Source organism: Halonotius terrestris, from assembly GCF_006861665.1.
Taxonomy (GTDB): domain Archaea; phylum Halobacteriota; class Halobacteria; order Halobacteriales; family Haloferacaceae; genus Halonotius; species Halonotius terrestris.
This window is the reverse complement of the sequence record NZ_RKLU01000003.1, coordinates 70383-91293: the sequence shown is the minus strand read 5'-3', so window position 1 is coordinate 91293 and position 20911 is coordinate 70383. Positions and strand designations below refer to the sequence as shown.

Annotated in this window: 23 protein-coding genes; 9 read left to right on the top strand and 14 right to left on the bottom strand. The window is 64.3% G+C overall.

All coding sequences use genetic code 11. The features are described 5' to 3' along the window. Positions 1-54: 54 nt before the first annotated feature. The 6 genes from EGH24_RS07100 to EGH24_RS07075 all read right to left on the bottom strand — a co-directional run bounded on the left by EGH24_RS07100 (position 55) and on the right by EGH24_RS07075 (position 4273). Complete coding sequence (locus EGH24_RS07100; RefSeq protein ID WP_142979478.1) at positions 55-279, bottom strand: type II toxin-antitoxin system RelE family toxin; 225 nt, start codon at positions 277-279, stop codon at positions 55-57. Further along, complete coding sequence (locus tag EGH24_RS07095) at positions 272-550, bottom strand: ribbon-helix-helix domain-containing protein (protein ID WP_142979477.1); 279 nt, start codon at positions 548-550, stop codon at positions 272-274. The genes EGH24_RS07100 and EGH24_RS07095 overlap by 8 nt, the downstream gene beginning before the upstream one ends. Before the next feature lie 63 nt (positions 551-613). Continuing rightward, on the bottom strand, positions 614-2164 hold the full coding sequence (locus tag EGH24_RS07090) for a hypothetical protein (RefSeq protein ID WP_142979476.1): 1551 nt from the start codon (positions 2162-2164) through the stop codon (positions 614-616). 56 nt (positions 2165-2220) lie between these two features. Then, a complete protein-coding gene (locus EGH24_RS07085; protein WP_142979475.1) occupies positions 2221-2907 on the bottom strand; it encodes a hypothetical protein in 687 nt (228 codons plus the stop codon). A gap of 110 nt (positions 2908-3017) precedes the next feature. Then, a complete protein-coding gene (locus EGH24_RS07080; protein WP_142979474.1) occupies positions 3018-3284 on the bottom strand; it encodes a DUF7385 family protein in 267 nt (88 codons plus the stop codon). 53 nt (positions 3285-3337) lie between these two features. Next, on the bottom strand, positions 3338-4273 hold the full coding sequence (locus EGH24_RS07075; protein ID WP_142979473.1) for a thiamine-phosphate synthase family protein: 936 nt from the start codon (positions 4271-4273) through the stop codon (positions 3338-3340). Between the two features lie 385 nt (positions 4274-4658). Between EGH24_RS07075 and EGH24_RS07070 the strand changes: the two genes are divergently transcribed. The 3 genes from EGH24_RS07070 (at position 4659) to EGH24_RS07060 (ending at position 8801) form a co-directional block, all read left to right on the top strand. After that, positions 4659-6002, top strand: coding sequence for an RNase J family beta-CASP ribonuclease (locus EGH24_RS07070; protein WP_142979472.1), 1344 nt, complete (start codon positions 4659-4661; stop codon positions 6000-6002). Between the two features lie 134 nt (positions 6003-6136). Further along, positions 6137-8221 (top strand): glycoside hydrolase family 15 protein, encoded by a 2085-nt coding sequence (locus EGH24_RS07065; RefSeq protein WP_246057926.1) that lies wholly within the window; start codon positions 6137-6139, stop codon positions 8219-8221. A gap of 232 nt (positions 8222-8453) precedes the next feature. Then, positions 8454-8801: a hypothetical protein gene (locus EGH24_RS07060; RefSeq protein ID WP_142979471.1), complete on the top strand. Its 348-nt coding sequence runs from the start codon at positions 8454-8456 to the stop codon at positions 8799-8801. A gap of 216 nt (positions 8802-9017) precedes the next feature. Here EGH24_RS07060 and EGH24_RS07055 read toward each other — a convergent pair whose 3' ends face one another. Continuing rightward, entirely contained in the window at positions 9018-9374 is a 357-nt protein-coding gene (locus tag EGH24_RS07055; RefSeq protein WP_142979470.1) for a DsrE family protein, read from the bottom strand. Positions 9375-9445: 71 nt separating this feature from the next. Continuing rightward, the gene (locus tag EGH24_RS07050) at positions 9446-10882 is read right to left on the bottom strand and encodes an FAD-dependent oxidoreductase (RefSeq protein WP_142979469.1); all 1437 of its coding nucleotides are present in this window, start codon (positions 10880-10882) and stop codon (positions 9446-9448) included. Positions 10883-10989: 107 nt separating this feature from the next. Between EGH24_RS07050 and EGH24_RS07045 the strand changes: the two genes are divergently transcribed. Together EGH24_RS07045 and EGH24_RS07040 are read left to right on the top strand one after the other, a co-directional pair. Beyond that, positions 10990-11268 (top strand): hypothetical protein, encoded by a 279-nt coding sequence (locus tag EGH24_RS07045; RefSeq protein WP_142979468.1) that lies wholly within the window; start codon positions 10990-10992, stop codon positions 11266-11268. A gap of 81 nt (positions 11269-11349) precedes the next feature. Continuing rightward, the gene (locus tag EGH24_RS07040) at positions 11350-11703 is read left to right on the top strand and encodes a rhodanese-like domain-containing protein (RefSeq protein ID WP_142979467.1); all 354 of its coding nucleotides are present in this window, start codon (positions 11350-11352) and stop codon (positions 11701-11703) included. Here EGH24_RS07040 and EGH24_RS07035 read toward each other — a convergent pair. The 3 genes from EGH24_RS07035 to yciH all read right to left on the bottom strand — a co-directional run bounded on the left by EGH24_RS07035 (position 11700) and on the right by yciH (position 15884). Continuing rightward, entirely contained in the window at positions 11700-13559 is a 1860-nt protein-coding gene (locus tag EGH24_RS07035; RefSeq protein ID WP_142979466.1) for a hypothetical protein, read from the bottom strand. The two genes, EGH24_RS07040 and EGH24_RS07035, sit on opposite strands and share 4 nt — an antisense overlap. Positions 13560-13628: 69 nt before the next feature. Further along, positions 13629-15452: a PGF-CTERM sorting domain-containing protein gene (locus EGH24_RS07030; protein ID WP_142979465.1), complete on the bottom strand. Its 1824-nt coding sequence runs from the start codon at positions 15450-15452 to the stop codon at positions 13629-13631. Between the two features lie 138 nt (positions 15453-15590). After that, positions 15591-15884, bottom strand: coding sequence for a translation initiation factor (yciH, locus tag EGH24_RS07025; protein ID WP_142979464.1), 294 nt, complete (start codon positions 15882-15884; stop codon positions 15591-15593). A 289-nt stretch (positions 15885-16173) separates the two neighbouring features. Here yciH and EGH24_RS07020 point away from each other — a divergent pair, with 289 nt between their 5' ends. Continuing rightward, complete coding sequence (locus EGH24_RS07020; RefSeq protein ID WP_142979463.1) at positions 16174-16701, top strand: universal stress protein; 528 nt, start codon at positions 16174-16176, stop codon at positions 16699-16701. Here EGH24_RS07020 and EGH24_RS07015 read toward each other — a convergent pair. Both EGH24_RS07015 and EGH24_RS07010 read right to left on the bottom strand, forming a co-directional pair. After that, positions 16698-17264: an NUDIX hydrolase gene (locus EGH24_RS07015; RefSeq protein WP_142979462.1), complete on the bottom strand. Its 567-nt coding sequence runs from the start codon at positions 17262-17264 to the stop codon at positions 16698-16700. The genes EGH24_RS07020 and EGH24_RS07015 overlap by 4 nt on opposite strands. Next, positions 17261-17668 (bottom strand): hypothetical protein, encoded by a 408-nt coding sequence (locus tag EGH24_RS07010; RefSeq protein ID WP_142979461.1) that lies wholly within the window; start codon positions 17666-17668, stop codon positions 17261-17263. Before EGH24_RS07010 ends, EGH24_RS07015 begins: the two co-directional genes overlap by 4 nt. Positions 17669-17783: 115 nt before the next feature. Here EGH24_RS07010 and EGH24_RS07005 point away from each other — a divergent pair, with 115 nt between their 5' ends. Further along, positions 17784-18740: a DUF5787 family protein gene (locus EGH24_RS07005; protein WP_142979460.1), complete on the top strand. Its 957-nt coding sequence runs from the start codon at positions 17784-17786 to the stop codon at positions 18738-18740. Positions 18741-18769: 29 nt separating this feature from the next. Here EGH24_RS07005 and EGH24_RS15305 read toward each other — a convergent pair whose 3' ends face one another. Beyond that, positions 18770-18940, bottom strand: coding sequence for a hypothetical protein (locus EGH24_RS15305; RefSeq protein WP_185903265.1), 171 nt, complete (start codon positions 18938-18940; stop codon positions 18770-18772). Between the two features lie 118 nt (positions 18941-19058). Between EGH24_RS15305 and EGH24_RS07000 the strand changes: the two genes are divergently transcribed. Continuing rightward, positions 19059-19802 carry an SDR family oxidoreductase gene (locus tag EGH24_RS07000; protein ID WP_142979459.1) on the top strand — a complete coding sequence of 248 codons (744 nt, stop codon included), beginning with the start codon at positions 19059-19061 and terminating at the stop codon, positions 19800-19802. Positions 19803-19845: 43 nt separating this feature from the next. Then, positions 19846-20859, top strand: coding sequence for a hypothetical protein (locus EGH24_RS06995; protein ID WP_142979458.1), 1014 nt, complete (start codon positions 19846-19848; stop codon positions 20857-20859). Positions 20860-20911: the final 52 nt, after the last annotated feature.

Sequence of the window (20911 nt, the reverse complement as noted above, 5' to 3'; positions counted from 1 at the left end):
GTCGTCTGCGGTGTAGGCGTCGCTCCGTCGTTTGATCCGAGCGACGATCAGTCGTTAACTCTCTCGCCGAAACGTTACTGCGAGCCGGAACGCGCCGACACGGATTTTGCTGCGGGGGCTGTTCTGGAGCGGTTCGCCGTATTCGAGTGGCTCACGCCACGGCGAGTCGACGATCTCATCGAGTTTATCGAGAATCTGCTCCTGTTCTGTCGGCGAGAGCTGCGAGAGATTGTCCTGTGCAGTCGGTGTGAGTTCCCACGTCCATGATTCGTCAGGCATCCTCGTCGGTAGCGAACTGCTCGCGGGCAGTCTCGGCGTCCATCGTCCGCCCGGCGTCGATGTCAACCTCGGCCTGGAGTAAGGCGATCAACTCATCGCGGTCGAACGTCGGGTTTTCGGCGGCATCCCGTAGCGTGTAGCGGATGAACTCGCTACGGCTGTTGAACCCTCGGCCCTGCCACGTTTCGTCGATTGTGTCGAGAAACGACTGGGTCGTCTTGAAATTCACCGTGACGACCTCGTCGTCCTCGCCGGTGGCTGCTTCGGACATACGTCAGTGTTACGTCTGTCTTACCAAAACCGTTGTGACGGGGTCACTCGCCGCCTCGCAGCATCACCACGCCGCGAACGGTTCGCCCTGCCGACTCCGTTTGTTGTACTTGCGTTGCATTGCTTCGATCGCACCAGCCAACGACTCGCCGTCGGCAAGCCCCTCACGAACACGCGCTTTCTTCCACTGACTCGGCGTCGTCTCCTGCTCCCATCGAGCCCGAATCGGCCCGATGCGGTCGGCGGCCGTCTCATCGCTGTGTCCCTGTTCGCGGAGGCCTCGCTCGGCGAGTGCGAACACCTCCTCGTAGATCACGTCGTGATCGGTCGTTGGCTCCCCATCAGCGGTCATCCAGTGTAACTCAGCGTCGAGCCCGTCGTCGACGGCGTTGTAGAAGCTATCTCTGGCGTCGCTCCACGCCAACTCTGTCAGCGGGTGGTCGGCAGCGACGATCCCACGCAGCAGGCCGACGACCAGCCAGTGGAGGGCGAGGATGTCGTCGACGGTCGGCTGGGTCGGCAGCGGGCGGTACTCGATCCGAAGCGCGCCGTCGCTCGCTGTGTCGGCCGCTGGCTCGCCGGCCGCTCCGCCCGCGCTGGCGTCGCCGCCGATGATGCTGCGGACCCACCGCCAGTAGGTGCCGTACTTGTGGCGGAACTCCCAGTAGGGGTCGGGCTCCTCGTCGGCATCGACTTCCCACTCGCTGAGGAACGGGCCGCAGGTCCAGTCGTCGACGACTCGGTCGACGATATCGGTCGGGTCGTCGATATCCCCGGGACAGCCCGCCTTCATATCACCGGCACTGTTGACCGTCGCCTCGAAGATCGGGACCCGGAGTTCATGCGGCGTTTCCGCCACCAGTCGCTCGGGATCGTCGATCTCGGTATAGAGGTCGCTGGGCAGGAACGGTGAGTTCGTCGCCAGTGCGAGTACCGGGCCCATCGTTCGGATGGCGGCGTTGAAATACTGGGGAAACGCCTCGGTGTCGGGAATCTGGAGATGTGGCTGGATCGAGGTCGTCAGCGACTCGACGAGGATCGTCGGGAACGACTCCTCCGCGCCCGGGACGCTGAGCGGGATCGAGCCGCCCGCGTGCTCCAACAGCGCGTTGTCGATGGCGCAGTACCGCGGCTTCCGGTGCATGTTTTCGGCAACGACGATCTCCTCGTCGCGCTCGATCTCGCCGAGATACGCGTGGCTTCCTTCGGCCGGCGGGATCGTCCACATCCCGTCGGTGACGATGCGGCAGTCGGCGTCGCAGGCGGCAGCATCCTCACGGAGGTCAGCAAGTGCCGTTCGCAACTCGGTGGCGTGGGCGGTGGTGCCATCGGCGTCGAACGGCTGGGGTGTGCTGTTGAGTTCGACGTTGTGGCGGCCGATCTCGCGGGTTCGACCGGTCCCCTCGAACAGCGCGTCGGGGAGCCGTCTGAGGCGGTCCTCGCCGTCGACGCCGTAGCACTCACATTCGAGGCCGACGGCGAAGCCACTGCTATCGTAGGCTCCCTCGCTGATGGCCGCCCGGAGGGCTGTCGCCTGCTCGGTTACCCGGCGGTCGAACTCCTCGCGGGTATCGGTCGACAGTGCCCGACGGACGAACCGTCGCACGTCATCCATATTTTGTCTCCGGCGGCCGGTATGTTAGGTGTTTTGTGGAATGGAACCCGCTGCGGTCAGTCGGCCGCCGCCCCGGAGTTGTGGTTCCGCGTCGACTCCGGTTCGTGAGTCGGCGACGGTGAGTCGCTGGCGTGTTCCGTCGAGAGGGGGTCGGCCGTCTCGCTTTCGGCGGTGATCGGCTCGCTCGATTCGGCGACCGACGGCGCGTCGTCGAGTTCGGCTGGCTCGACGAGTCGGTCATCGAACAGCGCGGCGACTTGTTCCGTTCCTGCGGCCGGATCGTGCCCGATGCAGTGGTAGTGTTTCGACGCGTATCGCGGATTGAACGGGTTGAACTCCTCGTGGGCGTAGAGTTCGGTTGTTCCGTCCGGCCCCCGAAACAGCATGACGTGAAGTTGCCGCTCGGCAAGCGGGGAGTCACGGCGGGCCCACGAGCCGACTTCGCCGCGGCCGTCGGGGAGGGTTTTCCACGCCGACAGCGGCATCCGCTCGAAGCCGTTGGCCGCCAGCAGGGCTTCGACGTCTTCGACTGATTCGTCCATTCGGCCGGCGAACTCCTCGGCGTTGAGTTCGTAGGCCGCGTAGCCGAGGCCGAGCCGGCGGGCCAGCCGGTCGAGGCCGGGGAGGTACTGCCGGCGAACCCGGTTCCAGTAGGTCGCATCCGGGCCGCGGTGTGTGGAATCGAGGAAACCGTAGAGGGCAACGAGGGCGACGACCGCAACAGCGGGTGCTGCAACTACCATTACCGGAGTGGCTAGTGCGACTCATAAAAATCCTTGCGTCATCGCCTCATTAGTTGTGTCATCGCCTCAGTGGTGCCGACACGGCGACACGACGGCAGCAACCCCCGGGGTTACTCTTCTTCGTGGGTGAAGAGGTACGCTTGGCCGTCGTCGACGGAGACACAGAGATCCATGACCTCCGACAGCGAGAGGCTGGTCTCTTCCTGTTTGCAGCGAATCAGATAGTCGAAGGGTTCCTCACAGACGGGACAGGCGATGGCGGTCGTGTTCTGGTACGTCGAGATCATCTCGTTGTCCCGCCGGGGGGTGAGATAGTTGACCAGTTCGCTCAACGACTCCTCGTAGGCCTCGTTGCCATCGGCGGGCTCGCTGTCCATGCCAACCCTAGCCACGGCCGAGAAAATAAAGACTCCGCTCGGGTGGCCGCCGATCACGCAGTCGTCGTCTCCGGCACCGATTCCAGCAGGTCGATCGCGGTGTCGACGGCGTCGCTGGCGGTCTCGCCGAAGACATAGGTGATCGGTTCGATGCCGAAGGCACCCTCGTGGTAGAGTACCCGCGGCACGCCCTCGCCGTCGCCGGCGACCGCCTCGATGCGCTCGGCGCGGTCCTCGTATTCGGCGTCGAATGTGGCGGTTTGCACGCCGGCGGCCTCGGCGGCCGCGAGCAGCGCGTCGGTCGTCCGGAGGTTGAGCGCGCCACGCAGGTCGGGATCGACGGCCATCACCGCTTGGATCGTCGTGGCGACGTGTTCCGACGCGCCGAACTCGGGGTCGGCGGGCACGTTCGCGCGGCCGCGCATCGCGTGGATCCGCCCCGGGACGGCCGCTACGTCGGTTGCGCCCTCGGCATCGGGGAGGGCCATGGCGACGTTGGTGCCGACGTTGGGAATGTGGTCGACGACGACCGACGTGTTCGCAAACAGCCGGACGGCCTCCTGTACGTCCCGCAACACCGCGCGTTCAGTTTCGACCAGCGTGTCCTGTCCGCGGACACAGAGATCACAGCCCATCCCGTCGAGGGCGGGCATCTCCTCCTCGTGGACGGCACAGATCGGGCCGCGGTCTTCGAACTCCCGAACGAGTTCGAGGAGTTCGGCGAGGGCTTCGTAGTCGTCGATGCTGTCGTCGGCGAACCCCTCGGCGATGTGGCTGATCGTCGCCTCCAGCTTCGCGTTGTCGGCGAACCGCGGATCGCCGGTCTGCTCGCCGCTGAGGTACTTGCTGACGGCGGCCTGCGAGAGACCGAGCGTGTCCGCGATCGACTGCTGAGAGAACCCCTTGTCGGCGAGTTCGGTCGCCAACATCGCCCGAGCCGTCGGGAGGAACCGCTCGACGACGATCTCGCTGGGGAGTTGGAGCGTCATCGCCCCACCACCGAACGGGGTCGCGGCCGCGCTGCCGCCTCATTGGCGTGCAACTGCAACGTATCCATGCGTACAACGGCGTGTAACGATTATGTATGTCCTTTGGTCTGGCTTGGTCTGCCATGGTCTGACATGTTCGGTTGTCGCGGTGGCTGGGCGGCCGCATCCGGGCGACTGTGGTCTGGCGATCGCTTCGATTGAAGTCACTGCCTATTTACGCCTCGGGAGCGGCTATCCGCGTAACCAACGCGCTGGTTCCCCGCTTGCGGGCCGGGCAGCGTTCGGTCGTCGGCTCCGGGCGGCCATCGTGGCCGCCGTCGGCAGCGTGCCCCGACGACCTCGCGGTCGGTCCTGAACGAGGGAACGGCTACCGTTCGGACTACCTATGGAAATCGAAATCGCAACCGTTGGCGGCTACGAAGAGGTTGGGCGGCAGATGACTGCAGTGCGGATGGACGACGAGATCGTCGTCTTCGATATGGGGCTCAACCTCTCGNAGGTNCTNATNCACGACAACGTNNAGACNGAGCGGATGCACAGNCTNGACCTCATCGACATGGGCGCNATCCCNGACGACCGCGTCATGAGCGAACTCGACGGCGAGGTCACGGCCATCGTCCCCACCCACGGCCACCTCGACCACATCGGGGCGATCCCGAAACTCGCTCACCGCTACGACGCGCCGGTCGTCGCCACGCCGTTCACCATCGAACTCGTCCGCGATCAGATCGCCGACGAGGACAAATTCGACGTCGATCTCGACTTGCAGGTGATGAACTCCGGCGAGCAGATGCGGATCAGCGACCAGGTCCAGATGGAGTTCGTCAACGTGACGCACTCCACCATCGACGCGATCAACCCGGTGCTCCACACGCCGGAGGGCGCGATCGTCTACGGGCTGGACAAACGCCTCGATCACGACCCCGTTCTCGGCGACCCGATCGACATGAAACGGTTCCGCGAGATCGGCCGCGAAGGCGACGGCGTCCTCTGTTACATCGAGGACTGTACCAACGCCAACCAGAAGGGTCGCACGCCCTCGGAGTCCGTCGCCCGGAAGGAACTCCACGACACCATGCTCAGCCTCGAAGACTACGACGGCGGGATGGTGGCGACGACGTTCGCCAGCCACATTGCCCGCGTGTCGAGTCTGCTTGAGTTTGCCCAGGAGATCGGACGCGAGCCGATCCTCCTCGGCCGCTCGATGGAGAAATACACCGGCACCGCGACCAACCTCGATGTCGACCTCCCCGACAACATCGAGATGTACGGTCACCGGCGCGCCATCGACCAGAGCCTCGAACGGATCATGGAAGACGGCAAGGAGAATTTCTTACCTATTGTCACCGGCCACCAAGGCGAGCCGCGCGCGCTGCTCACCCGGATGGGCCGCGGCGAGACCAACTACGACTTCGACAACGGCGACAAGGTGATCTTCTCGGCCGGCATCATCCCCGAGCCGACCAACGAGGGCAACCGATACCAGTCCGAACGCCTCCTGAAAATGCAGGGCGCGCGGATCTACGACGACATCCACGTTTCCGGCCACCTCAGTCAGGAGGGCCACTACCAGATGCTTGAGGCACTTCAGCCCAAAGAGCTGATCCCGGCCCACCAGGACCTGAAGGGGCTGTCGGGCTACGTCAACACGGCCAACTCTTTCGGCTACGAAGTCGGCCGCGACATGCATATCAGCCGGAACGGCAACATCCTCCAGCTGACCGAGTAAGCGATCGCGGCTTCCGATCGCTCGTCGGCACCCGATTTTCCCTGTCATCGGCGTCACTGCCATCCGTTTGCCAGCAGTGCGTCGTCTCTGCACACCCTCGACACTATCTTGCGGTGGCGGCTCCCTTCTCGGCTATGGACGAACCACCGGCCGCGTTCCGCGTCGCCAGCGACAAGGACGCCTTGATGAGCACGCCCAGCGGCGACAGCCAGCACACGATGGTCACCGCCAACAGCTACGCCGACAACCCACGTTCGGAGTGGAACGGCGCGCTGATCGAGGAGACCTCCGCGTTCCGTTCGGACGTTGAGCTGTTCTACAACCTCCACACCCTTGTCTGGGATCCCGAACTCGGCCAGACGCTCGACAGCCGCAACGACGCCGTCACGAGCACCGTGGACTGGCACTCCAAGCGCGTCCCCGAAATCCATCTCACCAACACCCTCCGCTTTGCCGACGGCACCGAGGCCGAACTCAGCCAGCGGACCGTCGCCAGCATCGACTGTCCCGGCCTCCTGCTCCACAACGAGGCGAGCTTCGACGACGCCCGCGAGCGGACGCTGTTTACGATCTCGAAACTCGGCATCACGGCCCACGATCACGAACACCACATCACCGAACAGACCGCAACCGTCCACCACGAGGCCGACTGCGACGTGATCGTCGCCCACGACGACGAGGACGACCGCTACATCGCCTTCGCCCAACAGCGCGGCGGGAGTCGCCGCTTCGACGGCCACCGCGTCGGCGTTGCCGGCGACGCCGACGGCCCCGACCGCAGCGCGTGGAGCGAGATCTACGAGGACAACGACGGCTGGATCGATTCCAACGAGACCGCGACCGGCGATCTGGACATCGGCTTCGGCTTATACTGTGGCGACGCCGAGGATGACGACACCGACGCGGACGGCCCCACCGTCGAGTGGCTCACAGCGGTCGGCTTCGGCTACAGCGAGGCCGACGCCATCGCCAACGCTCGTGACCTCCTCGATTCGGGCTACAACGCCGAACTGTCGGCCTTTATCGAGGCCTGGGAGGAGTGGCACGATGGAATCACCGAGACACCGACGGACGACCAGACGGTGACCGACCTCTATGAGCGATCGCTGACGAGTATCAAGACCGCACAGGACGGCTGCTGTGCCACTATCGCGGGGGCGTTCAAACCGCACGACATGACTTACAAGTTCATCTGGCCCCGCGATCAGGTGATTATCGTTCAAGCCTTGCTGGCGGCGGGTGCGGTCGAAGAGGCCGAACTCGCGGTCGGCTGGCTTAGCGGCGTCCAAATCACCGAAGAGACCTACGACGACCGTGGGATCGACCGTCGGGGGACGTGGTGGCAGAACTACTACACGACTGGTGAGAGCCACTGGCGCGCGCTCCAACTCGATCAGGTCGGCGGGCCGATCTACGCCCACTGGCTGCTGTGGGACGAAACCGACGACGACAGCTACCTCGACGCCTACTACGAGATGTCGAAACGCGCCGCCGAGTTCCTGCTCGACTGGGACAACGGCTGGGGCTTCCCCAAACCCCACCAAGACCCGTGGGAGGAGGTCTGGGGCCACACGACCGAGGGCTCGGCGGCGGCTATCGCCGGGCTGCGCTGTATGGCTGAAATGGCCGAAACGAAGGGCGAAACGGATTTCGCTGCCGAGTGCCGCGAGACCGCCGAGACGTGGGCCGACAACTTCGAGCAGTACTGCTTCAAGGAGAACACCCTGTACGGCAGCCACTACGTCACCGCCGACAAGCCGGAGGGCAATATCCACCCCGCGCCGGACGCCCGTCCCGACGCGGCGGCGTTCATGGCCTACTGGCCGTGGAACGTCGTCGACGCTGACGACGAGGCACTGATCGAGACAGCCGAGTTGGCTGACGATCCGCGCTGGCGAGCCGACAGCACGCCTTGCGTCGGGCGGTATCCGGCCGACACCTACACGCCCAGCGGCGCGCCCGAAGACGGCGGCTGGCCGCTGTGTGAAGCCTACGCCGACATGGTGCGCTGGCAAACCGGCATCGACGACGATGCTGTCGCCGACCACCTGCAGGAATCGACCGAGTGGACGACAACCGCGGGATTGCTTCCCGAACGTGTCGATGGCGACGGCACTGTATCGTGGAACTCGAACCTCCAGTGGAGTCAGGCGATGTACGTCCTGCTGGCTGAGAGTCACGCCCGCGGCGAGCCGTTCGGCCTCGCGCCCAGCGAGTAGCCGCCCTTCTCTCAATTTCGGCTATTCTGCTGAAATGTGTTTAAATCGTGATATTTACATAAATAGTCTGCAAGATATAGAGATTGAGCTCAGCAAGCGATTATTGTCTATTGAACTTGTAGCCTGAGGGACAGCCGGTAAGGAACTACACAAATGCAATTCTTCAGTAGAATGGGTGCAGCAGCAGTAAATTTTTTTCATCAGTCCGCCATAGAAGCAATCTGATTATGCAATGATCTATTTCATCGCTATGGTTCTCGCTTTGGTCCTGCTGATCTTCATAATTATTTCTATATATGCATTAGCTCTCGAGGCGAGAACCGAGAGAAAGCAGAATCCAAACGAAACTCAGACACTCCAAGTGGACTGTCCTTATTGCGGATATGAGAATGAGAATGGGATATTAAATAAACACGTGTTTGAGCTTCAGGACGGCGATGACAGAGTGTTTGCTTATAAAATGACGTGTAAGGCTTGCAACTCAGACTACTATAGAAAAGGAACCTTTTGGGGGGCTGACACGGATAGCTGGACACGAAAAACGCCGCCCGGAGACGGCTCTCCGGTTATTAATGAGTAGACACCGCTCTAGTCTTACCGGATTCGTTTCTCATCAGCTGTGCTCTTCTTGAGGTCGTTATTATTATCATGCCATCAGTGGGGAGCGATTTGCTCACTCCCTCTTGAGCGATTCGCGCCCTGTATTCAGCACGAGGCGTTCTACCGTTTCTGAGACATGATTGTCCCACCGAATCCGGTTGGACGCTCTTCTGCAAAAACAGGTGAAACGGCCGCGTTAGAACGTAATGATCTCGTACTCGTCGGCGACCAGATCGCGGATGCTCGGGTGGCCGTCGTATTCGGCGAGCGTCGTCAGCCCGGATTCGTCAACGGCCTCCGCGACATCGAACGCGCTCGCACAGAAGTCACAGACTGCGGCGTGGTCTCGAACGGCTTCGAAGAGGTCGTGGTAGTCGCTGTCGGGGTCTTCGAGTTCGGGCACCCACTGGACGCCCGCGCCGTCGAAGATCAGTTTCACGTCGTCGCCGTCGGTTTCGGCGAACTCCTTGGCGGCTTCGAGTGCGTTTGCGAGCCGGCCGTAGTCTGCATGCGATTCGTTGCCTGCCAGAACGACGATTGCTGCGTTTGCCACACCACCGATAGGGGGTGGCCGTTTATATGCCGGCGGCTGGAATGTGCCGCGACAACCCAACCGGCCACTTTTCAGTCCGGAAGCTGGCCACCGAGCACCTTCGCCGCGACCAACACGGGATCCCACACCGGACTGAACGGCGGCGCGTAGGCGAGATCGAGTCGCTCGACTTCCGGAACCGTCAGCCCGGCGTCCAGCGCGGTCGACAGCGTGTTGATCCGGACGGCCGCGCGGTCGCTGCCGACGATGGCTCCGCCCAGCAGTTTCCCCGTTTCGCGGTCGGCAACGAGCGTCACGTCGGTTTCGGCGTTGCCGGGGTAGTAGCCCGACCGCGACCCCGCAGTAATCGTTTTTCGAACTGGGTCGAAGCCGGCCTTGCGGGCGGCTGTCTCGTCGAGCAGTCCGACCCGCCCACATTCCATGTCAAAGGCTTTGACGACGGCCGTACCCGCGATGTCGCCGACCGGTGTTTCGTCGCCGGCGACCGTCGCGCCGATCGCGCGGCCGCCACGGTTGGCCGTCAGCCCGAGCGGCACCCATGTCTCCTCGCCAGTGACGGTGTGGCGGGCGGTTGCGCAGTCGCCCGCCGCGTAGACCCGATCGAGATTCGTTCGGCCGTACTCGTCGGTGCGGATCGCGCCACCCTCACCCAATTCGATCCCGGTGTCGTCCAGCAGCTCCGTGTTCGGCTGGATGCCGACGCCAACGATAGCGAGATCGACCGGAATCTCGTCGTCGCCGCCGTCGAAGGAGACGGCCTTGATTCGCTCCTCGCCGCGGAGTTCGGCGACTGGGGTATTCGTGTGGACGGTCACGCCCTGTTCAGCGAGTTCTGTTTCGACGCGGTCAGCGACCGGCTTCCCGAACGGCGGTAGGACGTGGCCGGATCGCTGGAAGAGATGTACCTCAAGGCCGCGCTCGCGGAGGGCTTCGGCCATCTCGACGCCGACGTAGCCGCCGCCGACGATCGCCGCCGTCTCGGGGGCCGGCTGCCCGGCGTTGTATTCGATCCGCTCGCGGTCGACTGGGGTGTCGGCCACGCGATCGAAACTGTAGCTCTCGGAGTCGGCGATGTAGGCGTCGATGGCCGCCGCGGCGTCCATGTTGTGGAGGGTGAACGCACCGTCGAGGTCACGCACATCGAAGGGACCAGTCGACGCCCGGCCGCCGGTCGCAACGAGGAGATCGGAGTACGGCTGCTCGATAGTCTCGCCGTCCTTGCCGCGTTCGATGTGAACGACTCCGTCGTCGGGGTTGACGGCGATCACTTCATGGCCACGCTTGAGGTCGATCCCGCGCTCGTCGGCTTCCGCTGGCGACAGCGAGAGCAGATCGCTCAGCTGGTCGATCCGGCCGGCGATGAAGTACGGCATCCCGCAGTAGGCATACGAGATCCACTGGCCTTTCTCGAAGACGATCACCTCGCGGTCGGGATCGACGCGGCGGTATTTGCTGGCGGCACTCAACCCGGCGGCGTCGGCACCGACGACGACGAACGGCGCGGTCATAGCCCGACGGTCGGCCAGCCGACGTAAAACTCTCACCCCGCTGTGACGGGCAGATACACGAGCGGACAGGCAATGAGTATTTATTTACCCCTTTCGTTGGTGGCGGTATGGTCCGTGAGCGCATCGTTCGGCTGCTCTCCAGCGGCCGGGCTCGCCGCGTGCTGCTCGCGCTGCGAGCTGCCAGCCAGTCGCCCTCCGTCGCTCTGGTGTTCATCTCCTTCATGCTGGCCGTGTTGCTCACGCTGTACTCGCTTGTCGTCTGGCAGAGCGGCCTCCTGTTCAGCGTGCTGACGGGCGTCGGCCTCGGGATCGTCTACTTCCTGATGACGATCGTCTTCGGCATCATCTTCTACTACAAGGACAACCGCGAGCTGCCGCTGCCCTGACTGCCACAGCGCGCGCCAGCCGGCGACGTGCCACGCCGCGCTGCCGCGGGGCTTATGGTCGCCGCTCGACTGGGCAGAGACATGGACGGCGAAATCAGCCCCGCAGCGGTCGAAGACTTACTCGACGGCGACGACGCCCGGATCGTCGACATCCGCTCGCCGACGGCCTACGAGCAGGGTCACATCCCCGACAGCGAGAACATCCCCTTCGAGACGCTCCCCGATCGCGTCGCCGAACTCGCCGACGCCGACCGGATCATCACTGTCTGTCCGCACGGCCAAGCCAGCGTCCAAGCCGCCCGCCTGATCGGCTCCTACGAGGGCACCGCCGACAGCCGCGTCGAGAGCATGGACGGCGGCCTCACTGCGTGGGACGGGCCGCTCGAATCCGAGACCCAACAGGCTCTCGACGAGGGCCCCGAAGCCCCGTTCTAAGTTCGCCGTCGTCGGCGATAGCCGCCAGCGACGAGCACGAGCGCGATCAGTGCCGGCACGACGCCGAAGCCGGGAGCTGATACATCGCTTTCGTCGGTCGCTGTTTCGTTCTCCTTCTCTTCCTCCGCCTGTTCACCGTCGTCAGTCGTTCCTTCCACCGTGTCCTCAAGCGGTTCCGGCGGCTCGGTATCGACGGTTCCCGTTTCGCCGTCGTCGCTGTCGGCCGGTGCGACCGCGACGGCGAACTGCTCGTTGCCGACGGCGACGGTGTACTCGCCGGGGTTGGTGAAGGTGTATTCGAACGTCTCGATCACCTGCTCGCCGGCCCGAAGCCGGCCCGAGCGAGGCTGCTCCGTGTCGTCGACGCGGAAGGCGAGTTCGTAGTCGCCAACGGTTCCGCCGACGTTCTCGACGGCCATCCTGATCCGAAGAGTTTCGCCAGCGACGAGCGCGAGGTCAGGCCCCGATAGCGACGTGTCCCGCTCCGGCCCGCTCACGCGAATCGGGTCGGTCTCCGCGAGGCGGTAGCTGAACCGGGCGGGCGATTGGTCGAACGCTGCGGCGTGGGCGTCGCCGTCCCACATCGACGGCACCGCCGTGGTCGTCGTGTAGCGGTTCGCAGCGTCGCCGACTTCGCTCCCCGCGGCGTCTCTGACTCCGCTCCGGAACGTTCGCGCGCTCACGGGTTCTGTCTCGGCGTTGACCTCACGGAAGACAGTGTCAAGTGTCGCCTCACGGTCGGTTTCGCGTCTGATCTGCCGGTCGATCTCGCCGGCGACGAGCGCGCCCTTGCGGTACTCGGCGAAGTTTTCCCAGCTATCGGGCTCGCTCAGCGTCGCCGACGCCTGCGGTCGTCCCTCACCGGATCGCAGGAACCGCCGGAAGGACTCGAAGTCGGTTCGATCCTGCTGGAGCGACAGCAGCGCGGCGTAGTAGGTCGCACTCCCCTCGGTGAACCACCGGAAGTCCTCGTCGGTGGTGTACCCCTGCCGGGTGTGGACGTACTCGTGGAGCCAGACGTTCGGCGGCGTCGCCAGCCCTTCGCTGTCCCGCACCCACAGGTCCGCATCGCCGATCTGGAGGCCGCGCACCGTCCAGCCGACTTCGCCGGTCGGCGCGGCGATCATCGTCACTGTCTCGTCGCGGTCGCCGACCCGGAGCCGGTCGGAAGCGTGGGTGACCGAGTCGAAAATTTCGCTGGGGCTGGCCTCGAGATCGGCCGCATCGGGAATGATGAGGCGGAACCGCTGGCCGTGGGCGCGAGTCGTCCGCACGTCAACCGGGCCGAGGAACGCCATCCGCTCGCCGGCCGCTCCGGGGCCGTCTATGTCGGTCTCCTGGTCGAGCGTGATCGGCCTGCTGCCGGTGTAGCGACCGCTGATCCCGGTGTGGGGAATCCGAACGAGGGCCCAGTCGTCGGTGTCCGCGAAGAGGTACTGGCCGTCGACCGACAGCGGCCCCTCTCGATCCGACAGTCGGTTAGGATCGACCCGGTAGGTCACGGTCGGCCGCGTTGTTTCGCTGTCCCACTCGTAGTCCGTGTCGCTGACGGCACTGAAGCCGTCAGTTCCCGAGACGCGTGCCCGATCCGGAATGATGGCCGTGAGTTCGGTGACCCGATCCGGAATCTCGACGGCGACCGTGACGGTCATCTCGCCGACCGTCTCCGGTGTCCGGTCGAGCGTCGTTGTCACCGATATCTCGTCGCTCGACGAGGTTTGCGGGAGCGAGTCCTCCGCCGGCCGGATTTCCTGTACTGTCGTCTCCGTTCCGGCGTCGGCCGTGCTCACGGCCGGCACCGCACAGAGCATGAACACGAGGACACAACCCACCACCAGTGACTGCCGAACGTCCATACGTGGTGCAGGAGAGCCGATTATAAAAACCGCAGCCCGCACCGACTGAGTTGCCCGTTCTTCGTCGCGTCACTCGCGTCGATACCACCGGAGCCCGGCGACGCCCAACAGCGCGGCGATGGCCGGAACGAAGCCGAAGCCGGGGGTTTCGATGTCGGTCGGAATATCGCTGCCGTCCGGAAGATCGACGCTGCCGAGACCGGACTCCTCGACGGTGACGGTCAGCGTCTCGTCGCCGACGGCGACCGGGTAGACGCCGGGCTCGGTGAACCGGTACTCGAACCGGTGGCTCGCCGTTTCACTGGGATCAAGTCGGCCCTCGCGGGTCAACTCGGTCTCGTTGACGCGGAAGGCGAGTTCGTAATCGCCGACGGTTCCGCCGACGTTTTCGACCACCATTCCGACCGCCAGCGTGTCGTTGACGCTGAGGGTGACGTTCGTATCCGCGGTGGTCGTCGTGCCGTCGCTCGTGACGGTGATCGGCTCGTTGTCGGCGAATCGGTAGGCGAAGGCGGCCGGCTGCTGCCCGAAGGCGGTAGCGTGTTCGTCGGCATCCCACATCGGAATGAGGGCGTCAGTCGTCGTCGCCCCGATGGCTTCGTCCGCCGTTTGCTCGCCGGCGACCTGCTGGACGTAACCGCCGAACGTCGCGGCGTCGACCGACCCGTCATGGCTGTTGATCGCCCGGAAGACAGTGGCGAGGCTCGCCTCCTGGTCCGTCGCCAGCCGGATCTGGCGGTCGATCCCGCCGGCGATCAGCGCGCCCTTCCGGTAGTTGGCGTAGTTCTCCCACGTGTCGGGCTCGCTCAGCGTCGCCTCGACTTGGGGCTCCTCCTCGCCCTCAGCGATGAATCGTTGGAAGCGATCGAAGCCGATTCGCCCGGACTGCAGGGAGTCGAGAGCGGCGTAGTAGGTCGCACTCCCCTCGGTGAACCATCGGAAGCTGGTCTCGGCTTCGTAGTCCTGCCGGGTGTGGACGTACTCGTGGACCCAGTTGTTCGCCGCCGTATCCAGCCGCTCGCTGTCTTGGACCCAGAAGTCGGTATCGCCGGTTTGGAGCCCGCGGACGGCCCAATCGATCTCGCCGGTCGGCGCGGCGATCATGAACACTTCCTCGTCGCGGTCGCCGACGCGCAGCCGGTCTGACGCGCCTGCGACGGCCTCGAAGATCTCGTCAGGGCTGGCTTCGAGATCCGCTGCCTCGGGAACGATGAGCGTGAACGTCTGGCCGTGGGCCGTGTGGGTGCGTCGCTCGTAGTCACCGAGGAACGCGATCGCATCGCCGGCCGCGCCGGGACCGTCGATCTCGGTTTCGCGGACGACCGCTGGCTCATCGGTGCCGGTGTATCGCCCGCTGATCGACGGCTGCGGTGGGATGCGAACGAGCGACCAGTCTTCAGTGTCGGCGAAGCGGTACTGCCCGTCAGCTTCCGGATCGTCGCTTTCGCCTCGCTCGGTGGCGTCGACGCGGTAGGTGACCGACGGCTGCTCTGTCTGTTCGTCCCACTCGTAGACGCCGTCGCTCGTTTCGCTGAAGCCGTCGGTGTCGGTGACGGTGACGTTCGGGGAGATTTGAAGCTCCAACTCGGTGAATGCATCCGGGATATCGACCTCGACCGTGGCGGTGACCTCGCCGACTTGCTCCGGCGTCCGATCGAGGATCGTCGTCAGCGTCAGATCGGTGTGGCTCGACAGCGGCCTCGGCTGCTCTGTCGTCGTCGCGTCGGTCAGCGTCGTTGCGTTCGTCGTCAGTGGTTCGACCGTTGCTGACCCGTCGTCGATGGCTGTCGCTGGCGACGACGAAACATCGCTCGTGGCCGCACCGATAGCCGGGATGGTACAGAGCGCGATCAGGAGCAGTACGACACAGCCGCCGACCCACCCAATCCTCATAGGCAACGACAGGGTCGACAGCCACATAACAGTTCAGCTTCCGCGACACAGGCGAGCCCAGCCACCGTGCTGTACGGAGAGCACAGCCGCTGGTGACTTGCGAACGAGTGTCGGACGGGAGAAAGCGTCAGGTGTCGATCACGCGACGGTGAAACCTTTGTCGCGGAGGAAGTCCTCCACGCGNCCNNNGTGGTTCCCNTGGAGNTCGATGGCGCCGTCCTCGACGGTGCCCCCGCAGGCGAACTTGGACTTGAGGTCCGAAGACAGCGAGTCCATGTCGACGTCCTTCGGGTCGAACCCCTCGATGACCGTTACCTCCTTCCCGTATCGGCGCTCGTCGATGCGGATGCTGATCTCCTGGGACTCCTTGGCGACGTCCTCGCAGACGCAGAGTTCCTGGGGCAATCCGCACGTCGAGCAGACTTCCGACATTACGNCGNNNCNTACAGNNNCGTCNTATTAAACANTGTCGGGAGGTCACAGCCTGCTTCCGCCGTCCTCGGTTGCTTGGCGTGTCGGCGGCTGGGTACCCCATGAACGGTGATAGTTCCGATATGGCGGCAGTATCTGCCACCCAAATCTGAAAAGTAAAACGAGTTCAAACCCAACGAAAGATGCTATATACACTTTTTGACCAGTTTCATATGTGGCTCGCACTTGACAACATGATTTTAAATGCGAACGAACAGCACACTTATGTAACTCTCCTTCCTATTTTCATATGGAGGGGCTTCCAATGTACGACGACATCGTCTATCCGACAGACGGTAGTGAAGGAGCCGAAACCGTGATGCAGCACGTAGAGAGCCTCGCAACCACGTACGACTCGACGATCCACGTTCTCTACGTGGTCACCCCCGACGCCGGTGACGCGTCCTTGACACTCGAAAAGGACGAGCAGGGCAACTGGCGAACCGGGATGTTCAAACGGAAGACCGAGCCACAGAGCACGACCGGAATGGCGAAAGGCAGTGTGGACGTTCACGAGGTCCTCCAAGCCGAGGGCGAGGCGTATACCTCGGCGATCGCCGAGGAGCTCGCCGATGTCGGCTGTGACACCGTTTCAGTCTGTCGTGAGGGGACGCCCCACACGGAGATCATCAACTACGCCGAGGAGCACGATGCCGATCTCATCGCTATGGGGACCCACGGCCGCAGCGGTGTCGAACGGCAGTTCATCGGGAGCGTCACCGAGAAAGTCGTCAGACAATCCGAAACCCCGGTGTTGACCGTCCACATCAACGGTTAACGCTCCAGCACCCCTTTTTCTTTCGCCAGCAAGACGCCTTCCAGCGTTGCATCGTTCGTCGGCTGGGCGCGAGCAACCGACAACGCCTCCTTGACCGGCACCGATTTCGGCACCAGAAACTCGTTGGAGTCCAGCGTTCGGTCCGCCTCGCTGAGATCGGTCGCCAGCACGATCCCGCGGCGGTGTCGAAGCAGGCCGGTCGAACACCAGAAGTCCTCCAACAGCTCGGTTTCTCCCGGATGAAAGCCGACCTCCTCCTGTAGTTCGCGGGCCGCCGCCTCACAGAAGGATTCGTCGGGCTCGACGATGCCGGCTGGGAGTTCGTACTGCGTCTCACGGATCGTCGGGCGGTACTGTTCGACGAACAACAGCTCGCCGTCGGTCACCGCGACGATTACCGCGGCCGGTGGCAACTCGGCCCAATAGTACCGTTTTTCGGAGCCGTCGGGCTGTTCGACCAGATCGTAGCCGCCGGTGAACCACCCTGTCTCGTACTCGGTGACTGATTCGATGATCGGCCACTCAGGCTCACCCAGCGTCGAGAGGTGATGGTCGTCGCTCACTGCTCTCCACCGCCCGCGTCGCTGACGATGGCGACGCTGTAGCGGTCGCCATCGTAGGTGACGAGCACGCGGTCGCCGTCGTCGCGGACGGCCTCCCGATCGAGCCGCTGGAGGGCGTCGAACTCGTCGAACGGCGAGTGGGCGAACAACGTCTTGTAGCCGCCCAGCGCGCGCTGGTAGCCCTCCGAGCGGCCGTCATCGGCGGTCAGTGCCGTCGTGAGATACGGGAACCGCCGCTCGCTGATCCCGGTGGCGTTGACCGCCGCCCCCGCTTCGTCGGTCGGGGTCGCTTCGAGGTAGTAGGCGTCGCCGCTGCCGAGATAGCTCGGGACCGCCCCCACCGCCAGCAGCGCGACGACGACAAAGCCCGTCAGCAACAGCGCGTTCCGCATGATTCGGCGCATACCGGTCGTAGGCGACCCCTCGGGATACCGATTTCGGGACGGTAGCAATGACTGGGTAGCGCGTCGGCAGCGTCGATGGCGACCGGTTTTTGTTCGCCGGCGACCAACGCCGCGTATGGAGTTCCGCTTCGAGTTGGCACTGGCCGCCCACCTCGAAGCGACGACCGACTGGCTCATCGCCCGCCAACTCGGCGGCGCGGTCGCCGACCCCGGCGGCCGGATCATGGACCTCTGTGCCGTCCGCACCACCGACGCTCTCGGCGACCGCGCGGCGATCACGAGCCGCGAAATCCCGTCGCTTGCGATCGAAAGCGACGTTGGTGCTGGCGCGGCCGTCGACTGGCGGGACGCGTTCGACTGCAGCATCGAACACGCCCGCAGTGTCGTTGATCGCTCTATTGACTGCGGCTTTTTCGAAGTCGAGCGACACAACGGCCGGCGGTACGTCCGGCAGACGACCCGATACCCCGACTGGATCGACTCACTCGTCGGCATCGAGAACAAGCCGGACCTTGCCCGGCCGGGTGATCTCGACCGCCAACTCCGCGTCGATATCGCCTTGGGGCTCTTCGACGAGGTGATCCTCGCCACTGAGAGCTACGTCACCCGCGCCCATCTCAATCGCCTGCCGGATTCGGTCGGAGTCTGGCGGTTTGATCCCGACGACGGCGAGCGAACGGTCGTCCGCGAGCCGACGCCGCTGTCGCCCGATGAGCCCGGCATCGAGCCGACGAACGCCGAACCGCTCCGCACCGATATCGCTGTCGTCGATGCCGACGCGAAGGCTCGCAAGCGACGGCGGATCGCCGAACGCGCCTACGGGAAGGGGTGGCGCACCTACGACCTGCCGGCCTGTGATCACGCCGCGCCGACCGACGACGGCCGGCCGTACTGCGAGTGGTTCGACCGCATCGTCGATCCCGCGACCGACTGTGGCGAGTCGTGTCCGGGCTACGAACCGGCAGAGTCGCCCGATGTGGATTTGCGGGCAATCCGCGACGAGCGAAGCCCGTGGGTCGCCGATCCCGATGGCGTCAGTCGGTCACAGAGCGGGCTGGGCCGGTTCTTGTGAGGTGTGGCTGCCGTCGATTCTTGGGGCGATCACTCGGCGAAATAGCTCGTGAAAAAGCCCGAGAGGAACGCCGAGATCGCTACCGAGAGTGCGACATCGCTGAGCGTGTAGCTGTCGTCGTCGCCGGCGAGGGCGATGGTGATTGCGACGCTGATGACGAGCGAGACGATTCCGTTGACGAAATCCTTGCAGAGACCCATAGTATATCACTGGACTGCGAGCAGTATAGATTTTCCGCGAGGGTGTGTCGGTGCCGCGTCGTGATCCCGGCGAGTCGGTTCCAGAACGGCTTACATCGGGGAGCCGTTGAGCCCATGTATGTCAACCGACCCACTCGACGGGCAGACTGCTATCGTCACCGGTGCAAGCAGCGGAATCGGCGCGGCGACCTGCCGCGCGCTCGCCGCCGAGGGCGCGACCGTCGTCCTCGCTGCCCGTAGCGAGGCTCGACTGCGGGAGGTCGCTGCCGAGATCGAAGCCGACTACGGCGTCGACACGCTGGTCGTGCCGACCGATGTCCGGGAGGAATCGGCTGTCGACGAGCTGATCGAGGAGACGGTCGCCACGTTCGGCGGGTTCGATATCCTCGTCAACAACGCCGGCCTCGCACGCGGCAGCGACGTGGAGACGATGGCGACCGACGAGTATGAGACGATGCAGGAAACCAACATCGATGGGATGTTCTATGCGACGCGGGCGGCGATCCCCCACGTTCGTGAGCAGGAAGGTCATCTGATCTTCCTCGGGAGCTTTGCCGGCCAGTACCCCCGCTCGTACAACCCCGTCTATGCCGCCTCGAAGTGGTGGACCCGCGGCTTCGCCAAGAGCGTCGCCGCCCAAGTCGGTGACGACGGCGTCGGCGTCACCGTCGTCAACCCCGGTGCGGTCCGCACTGAGTTCGAATCAACTGACGGCCGCGCATTCGAGGAGGTCTTCGAGGAAGGCGAGGCCAGCGAGCCCGAAGAAGTAGCCGACGCTATCGCCTTCGCCGCGACGCGGGAGGGATCGAGCATCAGCGAGATCGACATCAACAACCGCAGCAAGTTCGCCGACGACTTCTGAGGCGACCAATGATTAATGATGGTGTCGTGAGTTGGTCACACCAATGCAAGCGACGCCCGACCTCAGTGACGACCTGCTGCAGTGGCCGTATCTCTCCCTGCTGCTGTCGAGTCTCGCCTTCGGTGTCGTCTATCTGCTCTACCTCTTCGAGATCGCGCCGACGCTGATCGGCATTTTCCCCCGCCGTGAGATCACGTTCCTGCTCGGCCAGCTGTCGGTGTCGCTGTTCGCGGCGTATCTCGTCGTCGTGTTCGTCACCCGCTCGGACGTGATTTCTACCTCCCCGCAGCCGCCGGCCCAGCCCGACCGACCTGCCACCGCTGCACGCAGCGTCGGCAACGGCGGGACCGATGTCGCCGACGATACCGGTAGCGACATCGACGGTGACATCGGTAGCGACATCGACGACGATGCGGCCGACGAGAACCACCGCAGCGACGAGGACAGGGCCCGCGAAGCCGCGTTGACCCAGTTCACGCAGGCGTTGGACGAACACCTCGCCATGTTGTGTGCGTGGTACATCGCTGCCCATCCCGAGCCGCCGGCCGAGCCGCCGGCGAGTTATGAGGCGTTCTTCGAGGGGGAGTTCGCAGAGATCGTCCGCCGGCTCGACTTTTCGACGCCCCACGATGCTCCCGGCTCGCAGGATGCGACGTGGCTGGCGTGGAGCGCGCTCCGCCTCACTGAGTTCAGACGCGAAACGATGGCGATCATCGAGGTCCACGCCGGCTCAATCGAGCCGACCGTCACTGAACGGCTCCACAACCTTGCGAACTCCCGGCTCACGAAACGCGTGATCACCGCCGACGAGGCCGACCTCCCCGGCCATCTCCCCGCCGACACCGCGCTGCTGCTGTTTACTGACGCCGACAGCGACGACCCGTTGGAAGCCCACCTCGATATCCTGCGTGAGGTACTGGCGACCCACGAGGCGGACGCTGCCTCGTCGCTGACGCCGATCGATGAACGCGACTGCTGGGCCGGCGAGTCTCCCGATCCTGGCGTTGCGTGGGCCGCACCCGACAGCGACGCCGAACAATACTACAAACTGTTCTGAGCAGTTGCAACGATTTGATCAGTCAGTCATCGGCCCCGACTCGGTGGTCGTC

Coding starts and splice junctions, on each gene's coding strand:
- EGH24_RS07100 (WP_142979478.1), bottom strand. CDS start 279: ATGCCTGACGAATCATGGACGTGGGAACTCACACCGACTGCACAGGAC.
- EGH24_RS07095 (WP_142979477.1), bottom strand. CDS start 550: ATGTCCGAAGCAGCCACCGGCGAGGACGACGAGGTCGTCACGGTGAAT.
- EGH24_RS07090 (WP_142979476.1), bottom strand. CDS start 2,164: ATGGATGACGTGCGACGGTTCGTCCGTCGGGCACTGTCGACCGATACC.
- EGH24_RS07085 (WP_142979475.1), bottom strand. CDS start 2,907: ATGGTAGTTGCAGCACCCGCTGTTGCGGTCGTCGCCCTCGTTGCCCTC.
- EGH24_RS07080 (WP_142979474.1), bottom strand. CDS start 3,284: ATGGACAGCGAGCCCGCCGATGGCAACGAGGCCTACGAGGAGTCGTTG.
- EGH24_RS07075 (WP_142979473.1), bottom strand. CDS start 4,273: ATGACGCTCCAACTCCCCAGCGAGATCGTCGTCGAGCGGTTCCTCCCG.
- EGH24_RS07065 (WP_246057926.1), top strand. CDS start 6,137: ATGGACGAACCACCGGCCGCGTTCCGCGTCGCCAGCGACAAGGACGCC.
- EGH24_RS07060 (WP_142979471.1), top strand. CDS start 8,454: ATGATCTATTTCATCGCTATGGTTCTCGCTTTGGTCCTGCTGATCTTC.
- EGH24_RS07050 (WP_142979469.1), bottom strand. CDS start 10,882: ATGACCGCGCCGTTCGTCGTCGTCGGTGCCGACGCCGCCGGGTTGAGT.
- EGH24_RS07045 (WP_142979468.1), top strand. CDS start 10,990: ATGGTCCGTGAGCGCATCGTTCGGCTGCTCTCCAGCGGCCGGGCTCGC.
- EGH24_RS07040 (WP_142979467.1), top strand. CDS start 11,350: ATGGACGGCGAAATCAGCCCCGCAGCGGTCGAAGACTTACTCGACGGC.
- EGH24_RS07035 (WP_142979466.1), bottom strand. CDS start 13,559: ATGGACGTTCGGCAGTCACTGGTGGTGGGTTGTGTCCTCGTGTTCATG.
- EGH24_RS07030 (WP_142979465.1), bottom strand. CDS start 15,452: ATGAGGATTGGGTGGGTCGGCGGCTGTGTCGTACTGCTCCTGATCGCG.
- EGH24_RS07020 (WP_142979463.1), top strand. CDS start 16,174: ATGGAGGGGCTTCCAATGTACGACGACATCGTCTATCCGACAGACGGT.
- EGH24_RS07010 (WP_142979461.1), bottom strand. CDS start 17,668: ATGCGCCGAATCATGCGGAACGCGCTGTTGCTGACGGGCTTTGTCGTC.
- EGH24_RS07005 (WP_142979460.1), top strand. CDS start 17,784: ATGGAGTTCCGCTTCGAGTTGGCACTGGCCGCCCACCTCGAAGCGACG.
- EGH24_RS15305 (WP_185903265.1), bottom strand. CDS start 18,940: ATGGGTCTCTGCAAGGATTTCGTCAACGGAATCGTCTCGCTCGTCATC.
- EGH24_RS07000 (WP_142979459.1), top strand. CDS start 19,059: ATGTCAACCGACCCACTCGACGGGCAGACTGCTATCGTCACCGGTGCA.
- EGH24_RS06995 (WP_142979458.1), top strand. CDS start 19,846: ATGCAAGCGACGCCCGACCTCAGTGACGACCTGCTGCAGTGGCCGTAT.